Source organism: Pseudomonas sp. P105, assembly GCF_032614175.1.
Lineage (GTDB): Bacteria > Pseudomonadota > Gammaproteobacteria > Pseudomonadales > Pseudomonadaceae > Aquipseudomonas > Aquipseudomonas rhizophila.
This window is the reverse complement of sequence record NZ_CP126693.1, coordinates 501,137-517,324: the sequence shown is the minus strand read 5'-3', so window position 1 is coordinate 517,324 and position 16,188 is coordinate 501,137. Positions and strand designations below refer to the sequence as shown.

13 protein-coding genes and 2 pseudogenes are annotated in these 16,188 nt (G+C 60.9%); 8 read left to right on the top strand and 7 right to left on the bottom strand.

All coding sequences use genetic code 11. The annotated features are described in order from the left end of the window. Positions 1–56: 56 nt before the first annotated feature. Positions 57–1,859, top strand: coding sequence for an acyl-CoA dehydrogenase (locus QOM08_RS02235; protein ID WP_076382952.1), 1,803 nt, complete (start codon positions 57–59; stop codon positions 1,857–1,859). A gap of 164 nt (positions 1,860–2,023) precedes the next feature. Here QOM08_RS02235 and QOM08_RS02230 read toward each other — a convergent pair whose 3' ends face one another. Next, positions 2,024–2,326, bottom strand: a complete 303-nt coding sequence (locus QOM08_RS02230; RefSeq protein ID WP_047225923.1) for a cell division protein ZapA — start codon at positions 2,324–2,326, stop codon at positions 2,024–2,026. Beyond that, on the bottom strand, positions 2,323–2,553 hold the full coding sequence (locus tag QOM08_RS02225) for a hypothetical protein (RefSeq protein WP_139048609.1): 231 nt from the start codon (positions 2,551–2,553) through the stop codon (positions 2,323–2,325). The genes QOM08_RS02230 and QOM08_RS02225 overlap by 4 nt, the downstream gene beginning before the upstream one ends. A 258-nt stretch (positions 2,554–2,811) precedes the next feature. Here QOM08_RS02225 and QOM08_RS28990 point away from each other — a divergent pair. The 5 genes and pseudogenes from QOM08_RS28990 to selO form a co-directional block, all read left to right on the top strand. Further along, a pseudogene (locus tag QOM08_RS28990) lies at positions 2,812–3,534 on the top strand (MCP four helix bundle domain-containing protein); the annotation flags it as partial. Positions 3,535–3,564: 30 nt separating this feature from the next. Beyond that, entirely contained in the window at positions 3,565–4,437 is an 873-nt protein-coding gene (locus QOM08_RS28985) for a methyl-accepting chemotaxis protein (protein ID WP_370695185.1), read from the top strand. A gap of 291 nt (positions 4,438–4,728) precedes the next feature. Beyond that, positions 4,729–6,471: a potassium/proton antiporter gene (locus QOM08_RS02215; protein ID WP_047225926.1), complete on the top strand. Its 1,743-nt coding sequence runs from the start codon at positions 4,729–4,731 to the stop codon at positions 6,469–6,471. 34 nt (positions 6,472–6,505) lie between these two features. Beyond that, complete coding sequence (mscK, locus tag QOM08_RS02210) at positions 6,506–9,868, top strand: mechanosensitive channel MscK (protein WP_274090509.1); 3,363 nt, start codon at positions 6,506–6,508, stop codon at positions 9,866–9,868. A gap of 37 nt (positions 9,869–9,905) precedes the next feature. Next, positions 9,906–11,369 carry a protein adenylyltransferase SelO gene (gene selO, locus QOM08_RS02205; RefSeq protein WP_107321425.1) on the top strand — a complete coding sequence of 488 codons (1,464 nt, stop codon included), beginning with the start codon at positions 9,906–9,908 and terminating at the stop codon, positions 11,367–11,369. 124 nt (positions 11,370–11,493) lie between these two features. Here the strand turns inward: selO and QOM08_RS02200 are convergent, their stop codons facing one another. The 4 genes and pseudogenes from QOM08_RS02200 to QOM08_RS02185 all read right to left on the bottom strand — a co-directional run bounded on the left by QOM08_RS02200 (position 11,494) and on the right by QOM08_RS02185 (position 13,707). Next, on the bottom strand, positions 11,494–11,895 hold the full coding sequence (locus tag QOM08_RS02200; protein ID WP_047225929.1) for a type II toxin-antitoxin system HigA family antitoxin: 402 nt from the start codon (positions 11,893–11,895) through the stop codon (positions 11,494–11,496). Continuing rightward, a pseudogene (locus tag QOM08_RS02195) lies at positions 11,892–12,189 on the bottom strand (type II toxin-antitoxin system HigB family toxin). Before QOM08_RS02195 ends, QOM08_RS02200 begins: the two are co-directional and overlap by 4 nt. Positions 12,190–12,354: 165 nt before the next feature. Next, positions 12,355–12,636, bottom strand: a complete 282-nt coding sequence (locus tag QOM08_RS02190) for a hypothetical protein (protein WP_139048613.1) — start codon at positions 12,634–12,636, stop codon at positions 12,355–12,357. 165 nt (positions 12,637–12,801) lie between these two features. Next, positions 12,802–13,707: a LysR family transcriptional regulator gene (locus tag QOM08_RS02185; protein ID WP_188252209.1), complete on the bottom strand. Its 906-nt coding sequence runs from the start codon at positions 13,705–13,707 to the stop codon at positions 12,802–12,804. A 156-nt stretch (positions 13,708–13,863) separates the two neighbouring features. On the opposite strand from QOM08_RS02185, the gene ycaC reads away from it, so the two are divergent. Further along, complete coding sequence (gene ycaC, locus QOM08_RS02180) at positions 13,864–14,490, top strand: isochorismate family cysteine hydrolase YcaC (protein WP_316912505.1); 627 nt, start codon at positions 13,864–13,866, stop codon at positions 14,488–14,490. A gap of 173 nt (positions 14,491–14,663) precedes the next feature. Next, on the top strand, positions 14,664–15,086 hold the full coding sequence (gene trxC, locus QOM08_RS02175; protein WP_171061286.1) for a thioredoxin TrxC: 423 nt from the start codon (positions 14,664–14,666) through the stop codon (positions 15,084–15,086). Positions 15,087–15,208: 122 nt separating this feature from the next. Here the strand turns inward: trxC and QOM08_RS02170 are convergent, their stop codons facing one another. After that, positions 15,209–15,979 (bottom strand): ParA family protein, encoded by a 771-nt coding sequence (locus tag QOM08_RS02170; RefSeq protein WP_047225935.1) that lies wholly within the window; start codon positions 15,977–15,979, stop codon positions 15,209–15,211. Positions 15,980–16,188 lie beyond the last annotated feature (209 nt).

Sequence of the window (16,188 nt, the reverse complement as noted above, 5' to 3'; positions counted from 1 at the left end):
TTCAGCCTCTATTGCCACGCCTAGACTCGGCCCATTCCAAAAAAAGGTAAGCCGCCATGTCCGAGACGTTGCTCAGTTCCCGAAATCTGGCTTTCGAGCTGTATGAAGTCCTTGATGCCGAGGGCTTGACCCAGCGCGAGCGGTTCGCCGAGCACAATCGCGAAACCTTCGACGCGGCCATCGGCACCGCCCGCAGCATCGCCGAAAAATATTTCGCACCGCATAACCGCAAGAACGATGAAAACGAGCCGCGCTACGAGGACGGTCAGGCGATCCTGATTCCGGAAGTAAAGCCGGCGGTGGATGCCTTCCTGGAGGCCGGTTTTCTCAACGCTGCACGCAGTTTCGACGCCGGCGGCATGCAATTGCCGACGCTGCTGTCCCAAGCCTGCTTCGCGCACTTTCAGTCGGCCAACGCCGCTTCGACCTCTTACCCGTTCCTGACCATGGGCGCGGCGAACCTGATCGAAAGCTTCGGCAGCGAGGAGCAGAAACAACGTTTCCTGCAACCGATGATCGATGGTCGCTTCTTCGGCACCATGGCCCTGACCGAACCCCACGCCGGATCTTCGCTATCGGATATTCGTACCCGTGCGGAGCCGGCATCCGACGGCACTTATCGGCTCAAGGGCAACAAGATCTTCATCTCCGGCGGCGATCATCCGCTGTCGGAAAACATCGTGCACATGGTCCTGGCGAAACTGCCGGACGCGCCACCCGGCGTTAAGGGCATCTCGCTGTTTATCGTGCCCAAGTTCCTGGTCAACGACGACGGCAGCCTCGGCCAGCGTAACGACGTGCTGCTGGCCGGGCTGTTCCACAAGATGGGCTGGCGCGGCACCACCTCCACGGCGCTGAACTTCGGCGACAACGGCGAATGCGTCGGTTACTTGGTAGGAAAACCGCACCACGGCCTGAGCTACATGTTCCAGATGATGAACGAAGCGCGGATCGGCGTTGGCATGGGTGCGGTCATGCTGGGTTACGCCGGCTACCTGTATTCCCTTGAATACGCCCGCGAACGTCCGCAGGGCCGGGTGCCCGACAGCAAGGACCCCACCACCGCTCCCGTGGCGATCATCCAGCACGCCGATGTACGTCGCATGCTGCTGACCCAGAAGGCCTACGTTGAAGGCGCATTTGACTTGGGCCTGTACGCCGCACGCCTGTTCGACGACACCACCACCCTTGAAAGCGAAGCCGAGCGCAGACGCGCCCATGAGTTGCTGGATCTGCTGACCCCCATCGTCAAATCCTGGCCATCGGAGTTTTGCCTGAAAGCCAACGAACTGGCGATCCAGATTCTGGGGGGCCACGGCTATACCCGCGAATACCCGGTCGAACAGTATTACCGCGACAACCGCTTGAACCCGATTCACGAAGGCACCCACGGCATCCAGTCCCTGGACCTGCTGGGACGTAAACTGGCGCAAAACGGCGGTGCAGGGCTCAAGCAACTGATCCGCCTGGTGGCCGACACCAGCGAACGCGCCCAGGCGTACGAATCATTGGCGGCGTTGCGTCAGCCGCTGGAAGCCCTGGTGGCGCGCCTGCAAACGGTGACCCTGGGCCTGCTGACGGACCTGGCCCAAGGCAAGGTCAACAGCAGCCTCGCCAACTCGGCGCTGTATCTCAAGGTGTTTGGGCACATGGTGATTGGCTGGCGCTGGCTGGAGCAGGCGATTCGGGCCGAGGAAGGCCTGGCCAAGGGGAACGCAGCGGACACCGACTTCTATAAAGGCAAGCTGCAAGCAGCGCGGTATTTCCTGACCTGGGAAGTCCCAGGTTGTCAGCATGAGCTGGCGCTGCTTGAGGCGCGGGATGATACCTGCCTTGGGATGCGGGATGAGTGGTTCTGATCCAGTTCTTGCGGCGCGGCTGAAATCCAATCGCGAGCAGGCTCGCTCCCACAGTGGATCGGCGGTGAACACGGATATTGCGTTCACTCAGCCCCATGTGGGAGCGAGCCTGCTCGCGATGACTTAAGTACAGACAACGACGCTTTGTAAGCCAAGTTGCGACTTCAAGCCTGCTGAATCGTCTTGGAAATGACCTCGACCGTGGCGCTGACTTGCTCTTGGTAACGGTCGAGTTCCGCTTGATGTTGCTTCTGCATTTCCATCTGCTGCGAGCACAGGTTCATGGCCGCCAGCACCAGCAGACGATCACCGATCAGCGTCGGGTATTTCCTTTTGGTGTCGGCCAGAGCGGCCTTGAGCATCGAAGCGGCGTCCAGCAGGGCCTGTTCCTGCCCGGCCGGCGCCTTGATTGAATAGTCCTCTCCCAGGATCGAGACGACTGTCACCCCGTCGGCGCCATGCTTCATGCGCTGACAGGACCGGCGCTGGCGCGCTCGATCAGGGCCTGGATGCGCGCGGCGGTGGTGCCGTGCAACTCTTCCTGTTCCATCAGGTTCAGTTGCAGGCTTTCATTTTCATCCTTGGCCTTGGCCAGTTCCGCGTTCAGGGTCTCATTCAGGCCGGCCAGTTGACGGTTCTGTTGCACCAGGTCATTGACCAGTTGTTCCAGTTGGCTGAGGGATGTTTCCAACATATTGATTTCCAGGCTTTTTCAAGGGGGCGCGTACGATAAAGAAAAGTCACCGTCAATGCCACGACTTGGGGCGGCGGTGCTTCGCTGGCGAGCTGTAAAGACTGTGAATGGAAGATCTGGTTCCCGCCCTTCGTCGCGCAGCAGGCGCTGCCCTGCGACAAAAGCACGCAGCGACTCAAGACTTTAGTCGTATGACCGATAAGTCAGGGAACACCTGTCACCCCCCCCGCACGGACGCGCCCCCTTCCGGTACTTTCCATGTCCCTACGTAATATGAATATCGCGCCGCGGGCGTTCCTGGGGTTTGCCTTGATCGGCGCCCTGATGCTGGCCCTCGGGGTGTTCGCCCTGAGCCAGATGAGCAAAATCCGTGCATCCGGCGAAAGCCTCGTCCAGAACAGCGTGCCCAGCATCAAGGCCCTGGATGAATTCACCTCGCTGACCCTGCGTCTGCGCGTGCTGTCCTATCGCTTGCTGGTCAACCGCGAACCGGACGTCCAGCAGAAAACCTTCAGCTTGTTCGAGCAACGCAACCAGCAGATCCAGACGGCTCAAAGCGCCTACGAAAAACTCATCAGCTCCCCGCAAGAGCGGGCCGCCTACGATCAATACGTTCAATTGCTGGGCCAATACCGCCAGCTCGAAGAGCGGATGAAAACGTTGTCGCGCAACAATCAGCTCGATGAACTGCGTGCATTGCTCAACACTGAACTGCTGAGCAACTCAGACGCCATCAACGCGGCGATCGCCCGCTTGGTGGACATCAACAACCAGCAAGCCGAGGCCCTCAATCAGGGTGCGACCCAACAATATTCAACGGCCTTCAATTGGGTAGTCACGCTGCTGGTCATCGCCACCGGCCTGACCCTGCTGTTTGCCTGGCTGCTGACCAACAGCATTACCCGTCCGATCGGCAGCGCCCTGGACGCCGCCGAAGAAATCGCCAAGGGCAACCTGACCCGACCGATTACCGTGGATGGCAACGATGAAGCCGGTCGCCTGCTGCGGGCGATGTCGACCATGCAGGACAAACTGCGCGACACCCTGCAACGGATCTCCGGCTCGGCCACCCAACTGGCTTCCGCCGCCGAAGAGCTCAACAGCGTCACCGACGAAAGCGCCCGTGGCCTGACCCAGCAGAACAATGAAATCGAACAGGCCGCCACCGCAGTCAACGAGATGACCAGCGCCGTCGAAGAAGTGGCGCGCAACGCGGTCAGCACCTCCGAAGCCTCGAAAGACGCCACCGCCTCTGCCGGTGACGGTCGCGACCTGGTACAGGAAACTGTCAGCGCCATCGAGCGCATGAGCGCCGATGTGCAAAGCACCGCGACGTTGATCGGCGACCTGGCCAATGAGTCCCGCGACATCGGCAAAGTGCTGGACGTGATTCGCGGCCTGGCTGACCAGACCAACCTGCTGGCCTTGAACGCCGCCATCGAAGCGGCCCGTGCCGGTGAGGCCGGTCGTGGTTTCGCCGTGGTGGCCGACGAAGTACGCGCCCTGGCCCATCGCACCCAGCAGTCGACCAGCGAGATCGAACGCATGATCGGCAGCATCCAGAGCGGCACCGAACACGCCGTGGATTCGATGCGCAACAGCACCGAACGTGCCGAGTCGACACTGAACATCGCCCGTGGTGCCGGCCTGTCCCTGGACACCATCAACACCGCCATCGTCGAAATCAACGAACGCAACCTGGTGATCGCCAGCGCCGCCGAGGAACAGGCCCAAGTGGCCCGTGAAGTGGACCGCAATCTGGTGAACATCCGCGACCTGTCGGTGCAATCGGCTACTGGCGCCAACCAGACCAGCGCCGCCAGCGCAGAACTGTCGCGCCTGGCCGTGGACTTGAACAGCATGGTTGGGCGGTTCAGCCTTTAACCCGCGTAACGGTTGATCGTCCACAGACCGTGCGCGATCAACCCTCCAGCTTTTGTGGCGAGGGAGCTTGCTCCCGCTGGGCTGCGAAGCGGCCCCATAACCTCAAAAGCGACGACTGCTTCGCAGCCGAACGGGAGCAAGCTCCCTCGCCACGGTATTGCTGCCGCGCTTGTACCCCACAATCCGCCAACCTTTTTTGACAGCATCACATTTCAACAGGTTAGAATCGCTGGCACGCAGACTGCATGGTCAGTTTGCGCCCGCCCCCCACGCTTGCTCGGAGTACTGCCTTTGACTGCGACGACCATCAACAGCCTGTTCTTGATCGGCGCGTTGCTGGTAGGTGCGAGCATTCTGGTCAGTTCTCTTTCGTCCCGCCTGGGCATCCCGATTCTGGTGATCATCCTGGCCGTGGGCATGGTTGCCGGTGTCGACGGCGCCGGGATTCTGTTCGATAACTACGCCACGGCCTATCTGGTCGGCAACCTCGCGCTGGCGGTCATTCTGCTGGACGGCGGCTTGCGCACGCGGGTGTCGAGCTTTCGCGTGGCGTTGTGGCCAGCATTGTCGCTGGCCACCGTTGGCGTCCTGATCACCACCGGGCTGACCGGCCTGGCGGCGGCGTGGCTGTTCAATCTGAACCTGATGCAAGGTCTGCTGATTGGCGCCATCGTCGGCTCGACCGATGCCGCGGCGGTGTTTTCGCTGTTGGGCGGCAAGGGCCTGAACGAGCGGGTCAGCGCGACGCTGGAGATCGAGTCCGGTAGCAACGACCCCATGGCAGTGTTCCTGACCGTAACCCTGATCGGCATGCTCGCCAGCGGTGAAACCGGTCTGCATTGGAACCTGCTGGGGCACTTGTTGCGTGAATTCGGCATCGGCGGGGTGATCGGCCTGGGTGGTGGCTGGCTGATGCTGCAACTGGTCAACCGCATCAACCTGGCCAACGGGCTCTACCCGATCCTCGTCATCAGCGGCGGCCTGGCGGTGTTCGCTCTGACCAATGCCCTGCACGGCAGCGGCTTCCTCGCGGTTTACCTGTGCGGCCTGGTGATCGGCAACCGCCCGGTGCGCAGCCGTCATGGCATCCTGCACATGCTCGATGGCATGGCCTGGCTGGCGCAGATCGGCATGTTCCTGGTGCTGGGGCTGCTGGTCACGCCCCATGACCTGTTGCCGATCGCCCTGCCGGCCCTGGGCCTGGCCTTGTGGATGATCTTGATCGCACGTCCGCTGTCGGTGATGGTGGGGCTGTTGCCGTTCAAGGCTTTCCATGGCCGCGAGAAAGTATTCATTTCCTGGGTCGGCCTACGCGGCGCGGTGCCAATCATCCTGGCAGTGTTCCCGTTGATGGCCGGCCTGCCCAACGCCCAGCTCTACTTCAACCTGGCGTTCTTTATCGTGCTGGTGTCGTTGCTGGTGCAGGGTACGAGCCTGCCGTGGGTCGCCAAACTGTTGCACGTTACCGTCCCGCCAGAACCCCTGCCGATCTCCCGGGCAGCGCTGGAGGTCCACGTCACCAGCGAGTGGGAACTGTTCATCTATCGCCTCGGCGCGGAGAAATGGTGCATCGGCTCGCCCCTGCGGGATCTGAAAATGCCCGACGGTACACGGATCGCGGCACTGTTTCGTGGCCAGCAACTGCTCCATCCGTCGGGTAGTACGGTGCTGGAAGTCGGTGATTTGTTGTGTGTGATCGGCCATGAACACGATTTGCCGGCCCTTGGAAAACTGTTCAGCCAGGCACCGCAAAGGGGCTTGGATCTGCGCTTCTTCGGCGACTTCGTACTCGAAGGAGACGCCCAGCTGGCCGCGGTTGCGGCCCTGTACGGGCTGAAGCTGGACGGCATCGATCCGGACATGTCCCTGGGCCGTTTCATCGCCCAGAAAGTCGGTGGCGCGCCAGTAGTCGGTGACCAGGTGGATTGGAACAACACCCTTTGGACCGTTGCGGTCATGGACGGGAACAAGATCGGCAAAGTGGGCGTCAGATTCCCCGAAGGAAGTCGCCCGGGTCCCGGCTTGTTCCTCTAAACTGCTCCCACTTTCACTTGCTCGACCGGTCTCTATGCCTACCCTGCGCTCCTTTTTAACCATTGCCCTGCTGGGCCTGAGTCTTTCCGTCTGCCCACTGCAAGCCGCCGAACCGCTCACCAGCGCTTCGGTCCAGGCCAGCCTGGACAAAATCGCTGACCGCAAACTGCCGGAAGCCGAGCAGAAGGCCTTGCAGGAGACCCTGCAAAAGACCCTGGCACAGCTCACCAGCAAGGCCGAATACGAGCAGAAGCTGGTCGATCTCAAACAGCAGCTGGCCAGTGCCCCCAAGCAAAACATTGAAAACCAGCGCGAGCTGGCCCGGCTCAAGAGCACCCCCGTGGTGCCGGTGGCACAGCGTTACGCCAACCTGCCGGTGCCCCAGCTCGAACAGATGCTGACGGACCGTTCCACCCAGCAGAGTGACCTGCAAAAAGCCCTGGCCGATGCCAACAGCCTGATCATCACCGCCCAGACCCGCCCCGAGCGCGCCCAGGCCGAAATCGCCAGCAGCCAGACCCGCATCCAGCAGATCAACACCATCCTCAAGACGGGCAAGGATGCCGGTAAAACCCTGAACGGCGAACAGCGCGACCAGCTCAACGCCGAACTGGCCGCACTCAATGCCCTGATTCCGCTGCGGCGCCAGGAACTGGCCGGCAACAGCCAGTTGCAAGACCTGGGCAACAGTCAGCACGACTTGCTGACGGAAAAGATCGACCGCATGGAGCAGGAAATCCAGGACCTGCAGACGCTGATCAACCAGAAGCGACTGGCCCAGTCCCAGGAAACGGTGACCCAGCAATCCATCGAAGCCCAGAAGGCCGGCGGCAGCAGCCTGCTGGCGACCGAAAGCACGGCCAACCTGAAACTTTCCGACTATCTGCTCAAAAGCACCGACCGCCTCAATGAGGTCACCCAGCAGAACCTGCAGACCAAGCAACTGCTGGACAGCGTTACCCAGACCGACGCGGCCCTGGACGAGCAGATCAGCGTACTCAAGGGCAGCCTGCTGCTGTCCAAGATTCTCTACAAACAGCGCCAAACCCTGCCGCGCCTGGAACTGGACAAGAATCTGGCGGACCAGATTGCCGACATCCGCCTGTACCAGTTCGAAGTCAGTCAACAACGCGAACTGCTGAACAACCCAAGCGCCTATGTCGACAATCTGCTGGCCTCGCAGCCTGCCGAGCAAGTCACGCCGCAACTGCGCAAGACCCTGCTGGAACTGGCCCTGACCCGGGTCGACCTGCTGGAAAGGCTGAACCGCGAGTTGAGCGCGGTGCTTAACGAATCCATCACCTTGCAGCTCAACCAGAAGCAACTGCTCAGTACCGCCCAAAACTTGCGGGCGACCCTGGAAGAGCAAATGTTCTGGATTCCCAGCAACAAGCCGCTGGATTTCGAATGGATGCGTGGCGTGCCGGCGCGTCTGGAAAAACAGGTCGACTCGCTACCCTGGGCCTCGAGTCTCAGTGAGCTGGCGGACGGCCTGACCCAGCGGCCGCTGCTGTTCCTGCCCCTGGCGCTGCTCATCGGTGCACTGCTGTGGCGGCGCAAGAATCTGTATGCCCGACTGAACAAGGTTCACCAGGACGTCGGCCACTTCAAGCGTGACAGTCAGTGGCACACCCCCCAGGCGATTCTGATCAATATCCTGCTGGCGATGCCGGTAGCCCTGGCGCTGGCCCTGTGCGGCTACGCCCTGCAGATCGACGCCCGGGGCCAGAACGCCAACCTCGGCGCGGCGCTGCTGCAGATCGGCCAGGCCTGGCTGGTGTTCTATACCGCCTATAGGGTGCTGGCGCCCGGTGGCGTGGCCGAGTTGCATTTCCGCTGGGAAAAACCCCAGGTCGAATTCCTCCAGGGCTGGATCCGCCGGCTCGGGCTGGTGGTACTGGCGCTGGTCGCGGTGGTGGCCGTGGCCGAATTGCAACCCTCGGCCCTGGCCGACGATGTATTGGGCATGCCGGTGGTGCTGACCTGCTACGCCCTGATGGCCTGGTTGCTCAGCCGCCTGTTGCTCAGCAGCCCGACCCACCAGAACACCTCGCTGTTCCGCAAGGCCGTCGGGGTGATGTTCACCGCGCTGCCAATCGCCTTGTTCGTAGCGGTGTGCTTCGGCTACTACTACACCGCGCTCAAACTCAGCGACCGACTGATCAATACCCTGTACCTGCTGATGTTCTGGCTGGTGATCGAGGCCACCTTCGTGCGCGGCCTGTCCGTCGCGGCGCGGCGCCTGGCCTACCAGCGCGCCCTGGCCAAGCGTCAGGCGACCAAGGAAGCCGGTGATGGCGAAGCAGTGGTCGAGGAGCCGACCCTGGACATCGAAAAGGTCAACGAACAGTCCCTGCGCCTGATCCGCCTGGCGCTGCTGGGCGGTTTCATCGCCGCGCTGTACTGGGTCTGGTCGGACCTGATCAGCGTGTTCTCCTACCTGGACAACATCACCCTCTACGAGTACACCAGCGGTACCGGCGCCACCATGAGCATGGTGCCCATCAGCATCGGTGACATGCTCGGCGCCCTGATCATCATCGGCATCACCTTCGCCCTGGCACGTAACCTGCCGGGACTTTTGGAAGTGTTCGTCCTGTCCAAGCTCAACCTGGCCCAGGGCAGCGCCTATGCCGCCACCACGCTGCTGTCCTATGTGATCGCCGGCATCGGCTTCGTCACCACACTGTCCACCCTGGGCGTGAGCTGGGACAAGCTGCAATGGCTGGTGGCCGCGCTCTCAGTCGGCCTGGGCTTCGGCATGCAGGAAATCTTCGCCAACTTCATCTCCGGGATCATGATCCTGTTCGAACGTCCGGTGCGGATCGGCGACACCATCACCATTGGCAACCTGTCGGGCACGGTCAGCAAGATCCGTATCCGTGCCACCACCATCACCGACTTCGACCGTAAAGACATCATCGTTCCGAACAAAACGTTCATCACCGGACAGTTGATCAACTGGTCGCTGACCGACACCGTCACCCGAGTAACCCTCAAACTGGGTGTCGACTACGGATCAGACCTTGATCTGGTCAAGGAACTGCTGCTCAAGGCTGCCCGCGAGAACCCGCGCGTGCTGAAAGAACCAGAACCACTCGTGTACTTCCTCAACTTCGGGGAGAGTACCCTGGACCATGAGCTGCGCATGCATGTGCGCGACCTGGGTGACCGCAATCCTGTGCTGGACGAGATCAACCGGTTCATCAGTCGCGAATTCAAGAAGCAGAACATCAGCATTGCGTTCCGGCAGGTAGAAGTTTCCTTGAAAAATCTTCAAGGCCTCGAATACAAGCTGACACCTGTCTTGCCTGGAGACAAAACCGCGACGCCTGAGCCTCCCCTCACGCCAGGGCCCAAGTCCTTGCCAGAGCCGCCGGCAGCCACCCTCGACTGATCGCGCGAAGCCTGCGGGCATCGCGCCGGAGACGGCCTTGAAAACCCTGGAAACATTGACCTTCGATAACCGCTTCGCCCGTCTTGGCGACGGTTTCTCGGCCCACGTGCTACCCGAGCCCATCGACAATCCCCGGCTGGTCGTTGCCAGCGACCAAGCCATGGCATTGCTGGACCTGGACCCAGTCGAAGCCCAGGCGCCGCTGTTCGCCGAGCTGTTCGGCGGACACAAGCTGTGGGCTGAAACCGAGCCCCGGGCGATGGTGTATTCGGGGCACCAGTTCGGCCATTACAACCCACAACTGGGGGACGGCCGCGGGTTGCTACTGGGGGAGGTATACAACGAGGCCGGGGACCACTGGGACCTGCACCTCAAGGGTGCCGGCCAGACACCGTTCTCACGCATGGGCGATGGACGGGCGGTATTGCGCTCCTCGATCCGCGAGTTCCTGGCGTCCGAAGCGCTGCACGCCCTGGGCATACCGACTACACGCGCCTTATGCGTGATCGGTTCCGACACCCCGGTATGGCGCGAAAAGCAGGAGCGCGCCGCCATGGTGTTGCGTATGGCGCCGAGCCATGTGCGCTTCGGGCATTTCGAATACTTCTACTACACCAAAAAGCCCGAGTTGCATGCCACCCTCGCGGAGCATGTGCTGAACATGCACTTTGCCGAGTGCCGCGAACAACCGGAGCCGTACCTGGCGATGTTCCGCGAAATCGTCGAGCGCAACGCCGAACTGATCGCCAAATGGCAAGCCTACGGCTTCTGCCACGGTGTGATGAACACCGACAACATGTCGATCCTGGGCATCACCTTCGATTTCGGGCCGTTCGCCTTCCTCGACGACTTCGACGCCAACTTCATCTGCAACCACTCCGACGACCAGGGCCGCTACTCGTTCAGCAACCAGGTGCCAATCGGCCAATGGAACCTCAGCGCACTGGCCCAAGCCCTGACGCCGTTCATCAGCGTCGAGGCCCTGCGTGAAACACTCGGTTTGTATTTGCCGCTGTACCAGGCCCACTACCTGGACCTGATGCGCCGCCGCCTGGGCCTGACCAGCGCCGAGGAGGATGACCAGAACCTGGTGGAGCGCCTGCTGCAATTGATGCAAAACAGCGGCGTCGACTACAGCCTGTTCTTCCGCCGGCTAGGCGATCAGTCCCCCGAACAGGCCGTCGCCGCCCTGCGTGATGACTTCGTCGACCTCAAGGGCTTCGACGCCTGGGGCGAGCTATACGTTGCCCGCGTCAGCCGCGAAGGCCCTGTCGATCAAGACCTGCGTCGCGTCCGCATGCACGCGGTGAACCCACTGTATGTGCTGCGCAACTACCTGGCGCAGAAAGCCATCGACGCCGCCGAGGCAGGCGACTACGAAGAAGTCCGCCGCCTGCACACGGTGCTGAGCAGGCCGTTCGAAGAACAGCCGGGCATGGACAGCTACGCGCAACGTCCGCCGGAGTGGGGCAAACATCTGGAGATCAGTTGTTCGTCGTAAAACCTTCAGTCTTGCGAGGGCAAGGCATGTGGGAGCAAGGCTTGCCCGCGATGAAAACAACTCGGTCTTCCCCATAAACCGAGGAGCCTGTATCGCGAGCAAGCTTTGCTCCCACAGCGACCCGTCAAATAAAGGTTTCAACCGACACGCCGAAGCGCCCCGCCAGCCAGCGGATCTGCCTCAAATTGAGCTGGCGCTTGCCGCTCAACACCTCCGATACCACCGACTGGGTGCCGACGCCCGGCAAGTCGCTCTGGCTCATCCCATGCTCGCGCATCAGGTAGCGAAGTGTCTCGACGCCGCTGGCCTTGGGCATTGGCCGATGTTGGTGATCCCAAGCCTCGATCCATTCGCCGATGATGTCCACCAGGCTCATAAGGGGATGGGCTTCGTCTTCACCAATCAATTCCAGCAATTCATCGAGAGCTGCGACCAACCGGTCGTAGTCCTCCTCGTTCCCGGGTTTGCGCAGCAGGGGCGACACAAACTCCCAATGGGCAGCGACTTGTTCGATTAGTGCACTCATCCCTTTTCCTCCTTCCACTTGCCTCTGTCGTATTCCTGATGATCCAGCACGCATTTGATGTACAAGCGCTGAGGCCGATAGCGAACCACGGCAATCAGTCGCAATTTGTTGCCACCAATATCGAACACATGTAGCGGACCGACCTTGTCGGTTGCGGGAAAAATGGATTTCATCGCAGCGAAGTCAGCCGGGCTGGTGCGTTTGACAAGCCGATACCATTGATCCAGCGAATTGGCGCAGCGCGGCCATTTTTTCCTTGGCCTCCCAGATGCGCTTCTCAGTGATCACATGCATGCAATGTCCTTATCGCATTTTGCTATGGAGGAGTTAAACACAGATCGGACGCATCGCAAATTGCGATAGAGCCAAATAGACAGAAGGTTGCCGAAGTGCTTTTTTAGCCTAGTCACTCAAGGCTTCAAGACTTCGGCAAAAAATGTGAGCGGATGTGAGCCCTGCTCACCCCACCTTATCGTTGCCCTGCTCAGGCGTCTCGATGCCCGGTTCTGCCTCGCCACTCTCTGCTTCACCAGCCGGTTTGGCCGGCGGTTTTTCCTCGGGGTAGCCGGGCATGCCGCGGGCGTCTTCGGGAGTCAGTTCATCCCGTTCGTGGCGACGGTCGATGGCGTAGGACGGGGCGGCGTTCGGGTCTTCGTCGCGGCCGGCGGTGCCGAGGACGAAGCCGTCGTCGTTAGGGTTGGTGGGTGCCTGGGGGATAGTTGGGTCTTGAGGATTGCTCATGGGGCCTCCTGGGTTGCGAACAGGTGCTGTGTGTTTTTTGAGGGCCTGGGGCGTTTTCAGTGCGGCGCACCTGATGAATGGCAGTCTTGATAAATGTCCTGGGAAAATGCCTGGATCGTGAGTCCGCTCCCACAAGGGAAATCCGGTGGTAATGCTGCCTGCGCCCTACGCCATATCACTCTGGCTGAATTCTTCGGCCAGAAAATCAATCAGCGTGCGCACCGACGGCAGCAACCCGCGCCGGGAGGCGAAGATCGCATGGACGATCCCGCACTTGGGCGTCCAGCCCGGCACCAATTCCACCAGCCGGCCAGCAGCCAGGTCTTCGCGCACCACCACGGCGGGCAGGTGAGCGATGCCGATACCCGCCAGTACCGCGTGACGCAGGGCCAGCAGGTCATCGGTGACCATGCGTGGTTCATGGCGAATCAACGCGCTGGCGCCGTCCGGGCCGAACAATTCCCACTGGTATTCACGCTGCGCCGCCCCCCAGTGCACGCTCGGCAAACCGTGCAGGTCCGCCGGTGAAGCGGGTGAGGACAGGCGCTCGCGGTAGGCCGGGCTGCCTACCAGGCACTGGGTGCTATTGCCCAGTACTTTCATGACCATGTCGGTGTTTTCCAGCGGCGGAAAACGTACCCGCAACGCGATATCGAACCCCTCATGGATCAGGTCGACCCGGCGGTTGGTGCTCTCAATGAACAACTCCACCCGTGGGTACTTGAGCATGTAGCGGGTCAGCATCGGCCCGACCCAGCTGTTGAGCAACGCTGTCGGGCAACTGATACGCACCAGGCCCTGGGGCTCGGAGCGGTTGCGCTCGATCACTTCGGCCGCGCTCTCGGCCTCGACCCGCATCGCCAGGCAGCGCTGGTAGTAGGCCTGGCCGATCTCCGTCAACGAGCAATGACGACTGGAGCGATGGATCAACCGCACCCCAAGGCGTTCTTCCAGTTGGGCAATGCGCCGACTGAGCTTCGATTTGGGCATGTCCAGCGCTCGGCCGGCGGCGGCGAAACCGCCGTGCTCGACCACTTGGGTGAAGTAGTAAAGCGTGTTGAGGTCTTCGATGATCGTTCTCCAAATAGAACGCTAAGGCTGATTTTTGCAGTCTAGCGCATCAAAGGTGCCAGTTTTAATCTATGTCCATCGCTTAGCAACACACCAACACTGAAAACTTTAACCACGCCGAACCGTTCGGCAGCCAATACTTAGAGGACTAACGCCATGACCAATTCCTACAAGCGTCTCGACAAAGATAACGCCGCCGTTCTGCTGGTGGACCACCAGGCTGGCCTGCTGTCGCTGGTGCGTGACATCGACCCGGACCGCTTCAAGAACAACGTGCTGGCCCTGGCCGATCTGGCCAAATACTTCGAGCTGCCGACCATCCTCACCACCAGTTTCGAAACCGGCCCCAACGGCCCGTTGATGCCCGAGCTCAAGAGCCTGTTCCCGGACGCGCCGTACATCGCCCGTCCCGGCCAGATCAACGCCTGGGACAACGAAGATTTCGTCAAGGCGATCAAAGCCACCGGCAAGAAGCAACTGATCATCGCCGGCGTCGTCACGGAAGTCTGTGTAGCCTTCCCGGCACTGTCGGCCCTGGCCGAAGGTTTCGAGGTGTTCGTGGTCACCGATGCCTCTGGCACCTTCAACGAGCTGACCCGTCAATCGGCCTGGGACCGCATGTCCTCCTCGGGTGCGCAATTGATGACCTGGTTCGGTCTGGCCTGCGAACTGCATCGCGACTGGCGCAACGATGTAGAAGGGCTGGCGACCTTGTTCTCCAACCACATCCCGGACTACCGCAACCTGATGACCAGCTACAACACGCTGACCAGCGCGAAGTAACCGGCAACGCGTAACCCCTGTGGGAGCGAGCCCGCTCGCGATGACGACAGGACAGTCAATGATGTATTGACTGTCAGGCCGCAATCGCGAGCAGGCTCGCTCCCACAAGTGTTTGCGGTGTGCTCTACACGGTGGTCAAATCTTTACCAATGATCTTTTCCGGAGTTGTCCCAATGCTGATCCCCTGCCCCCACTGCAACGGGCTCAACCGCATCCCCGCCGAACGCCTGGGCGATGAGCCCAAGTGCGGGCGCTGCAAGGCCCAGGTGTTATTGAGCAAACCGTTCGAACTCAAGCAAGGCGACTATGCCAGCCAGATCAAGGGTGACCTGCCGTTACTGGTGGATGTGTGGGCCGATTGGTGCGGGCCATGCAAATCCTTTGCGCCCGTGTTCGAACAGGCCGCCACGCAACTGGTGGGTAAATGCCGCCTGGCCAAGCTCGACAGCGAAGCCAACCAGCAGCTATCGGCACAGCTGGGGATCCGCTCGATACCCAGCCTGATCCTGTTCAAGGACGGCCGCGAAGTGGCGCGCCAGAGCGGGGCATTGCCGTTGCCGCAGTTGATGAGCTGGTTGCGCGGCCAGGGGATTTGACCTCAGCACTGTAGGAGCGAGCCTGCTCGCGATAGCGGACTGCCTGGCTACCTCTATGTTGAATGTGCCACCGCAATCGCGAGCAGGCTCGCTCCCACAGTGGACTTGTATACGCCCGTCAATCAGGCGCTTTCCAGCAAGCTATGCAACTCCATGAACTGCTGGGTCAGCTTATGCCGCGGGTCCAGATGGATCAGGGGCAAGCTCGCCTGATGGGATTCACGCATGCGCACCGAGCTGCTCAGGTACACCGGCAAAACCGGCAAGCCTTCGGCAATGAGTTCGTCAAGGATCTGCTGCGGCAGGCTGGCCCGCGCTTGGAACTGATTGACGACGATGCCTTCGACTTCGAGCCCTTCGTTGTGGTCGTCCTTGAGCTCTTCTATTTCCGCCAACAGACCGTACAACGCCTGACGTGAAAAGCTGTCGCAATCGAAGGGAATCAGCACACGATCAGCGGCGATCAGTGCCGAAACCGCATAGAAGTTCAAGGCGGGCGGGGTATCCAGATAGATCCGGTCGTAATCCTCGCCCAGCTCTTCGAGCAACTTGCGCAGTTTGTTGATCTTGTGTTTCGCCTCAAGCTTGGGTTGCAGATCCGTCAGCTCGGCGGTGGCGGTGATGACGTGCAGGTTGTCGAACGGCGTTTCGTAGATATCCACCTTGTTCTTTTTCGAGAAGGGCCCGGACGACAGGGTTTGCTTGAAGAAATCGGCGATACCCATGGGGATGTCGTCGCCGGTAAGGCCCGTCAGGTATTGAGTGGAATTGGCCTGGGCATCCAGGTCCACCAACAGCGTGCGATACCCCTCGCTGGCACTGACCGCCGCCAGATTGCAGGCGATGCTGGACTTGCCCACGCCACCTTTCTGATTGAATACCACGCGCCGCATGTCAAAACCTCCGTGTATCAAAGATTCCCGAGTGTAGTAGGCCTCGATACCCCTTCGCTACCTTCGCTGCGGACGGACTACGACGCCGGAGGTTTTTTTCCACCCCTGAAGCATCAACTTGGCGCGAGAGTGACAGAAACGTCCGACAGACATACTCGTCATAATCGCGACAATGGCTCTTGTCTGCGCCTGGACGAACGAACCGGTAC

Bases quoted from the DNA above. Each gene is read 5' to 3' on its own strand.
- QOM08_RS02235 (WP_076382952.1), top strand. From the start codon at position 57: ATGTCCGAGACGTTGCTCAGTTCCCGAAATCTGGCTTTCGAGCTGTAT.
- QOM08_RS02230 (WP_047225923.1), bottom strand. From the start codon at position 2,326: ATGAAGCATGGCGCCGACGGGGTGACAGTCGTCTCGATCCTGGGAGAG.
- QOM08_RS02225 (WP_139048609.1), bottom strand. From the start codon at position 2,553: ATGTTGGAAACATCCCTCAGCCAACTGGAACAACTGGTCAATGACCTG.
- QOM08_RS28985 (WP_370695185.1), top strand. From the start codon at position 3,565: ATGTCGACCATGCAGGACAAACTGCGCGACACCCTGCAACGGATCTCC.
- mscK (WP_274090509.1), top strand. From the start codon at position 6,506: ATGCCTACCCTGCGCTCCTTTTTAACCATTGCCCTGCTGGGCCTGAGT.
- QOM08_RS02200 (WP_047225929.1), bottom strand. From the start codon at position 11,895: ATGAGTGCACTAATCGAACAAGTCGCTGCCCATTGGGAGTTTGTGTCG.
- QOM08_RS02190 (WP_139048613.1), bottom strand. From the start codon at position 12,636: ATGAGCAATCCTCAAGACCCAACTATCCCCCAGGCACCCACCAACCCT.
- ycaC (WP_316912505.1), top strand. From the start codon at position 13,864: ATGACCAATTCCTACAAGCGTCTCGACAAAGATAACGCCGCCGTTCTG.
- trxC (WP_171061286.1), top strand. From the start codon at position 14,664: ATGCTGATCCCCTGCCCCCACTGCAACGGGCTCAACCGCATCCCCGCC.
- QOM08_RS02170 (WP_047225935.1), bottom strand. From the start codon at position 15,979: ATGCGGCGCGTGGTATTCAATCAGAAAGGTGGCGTGGGCAAGTCCAGC.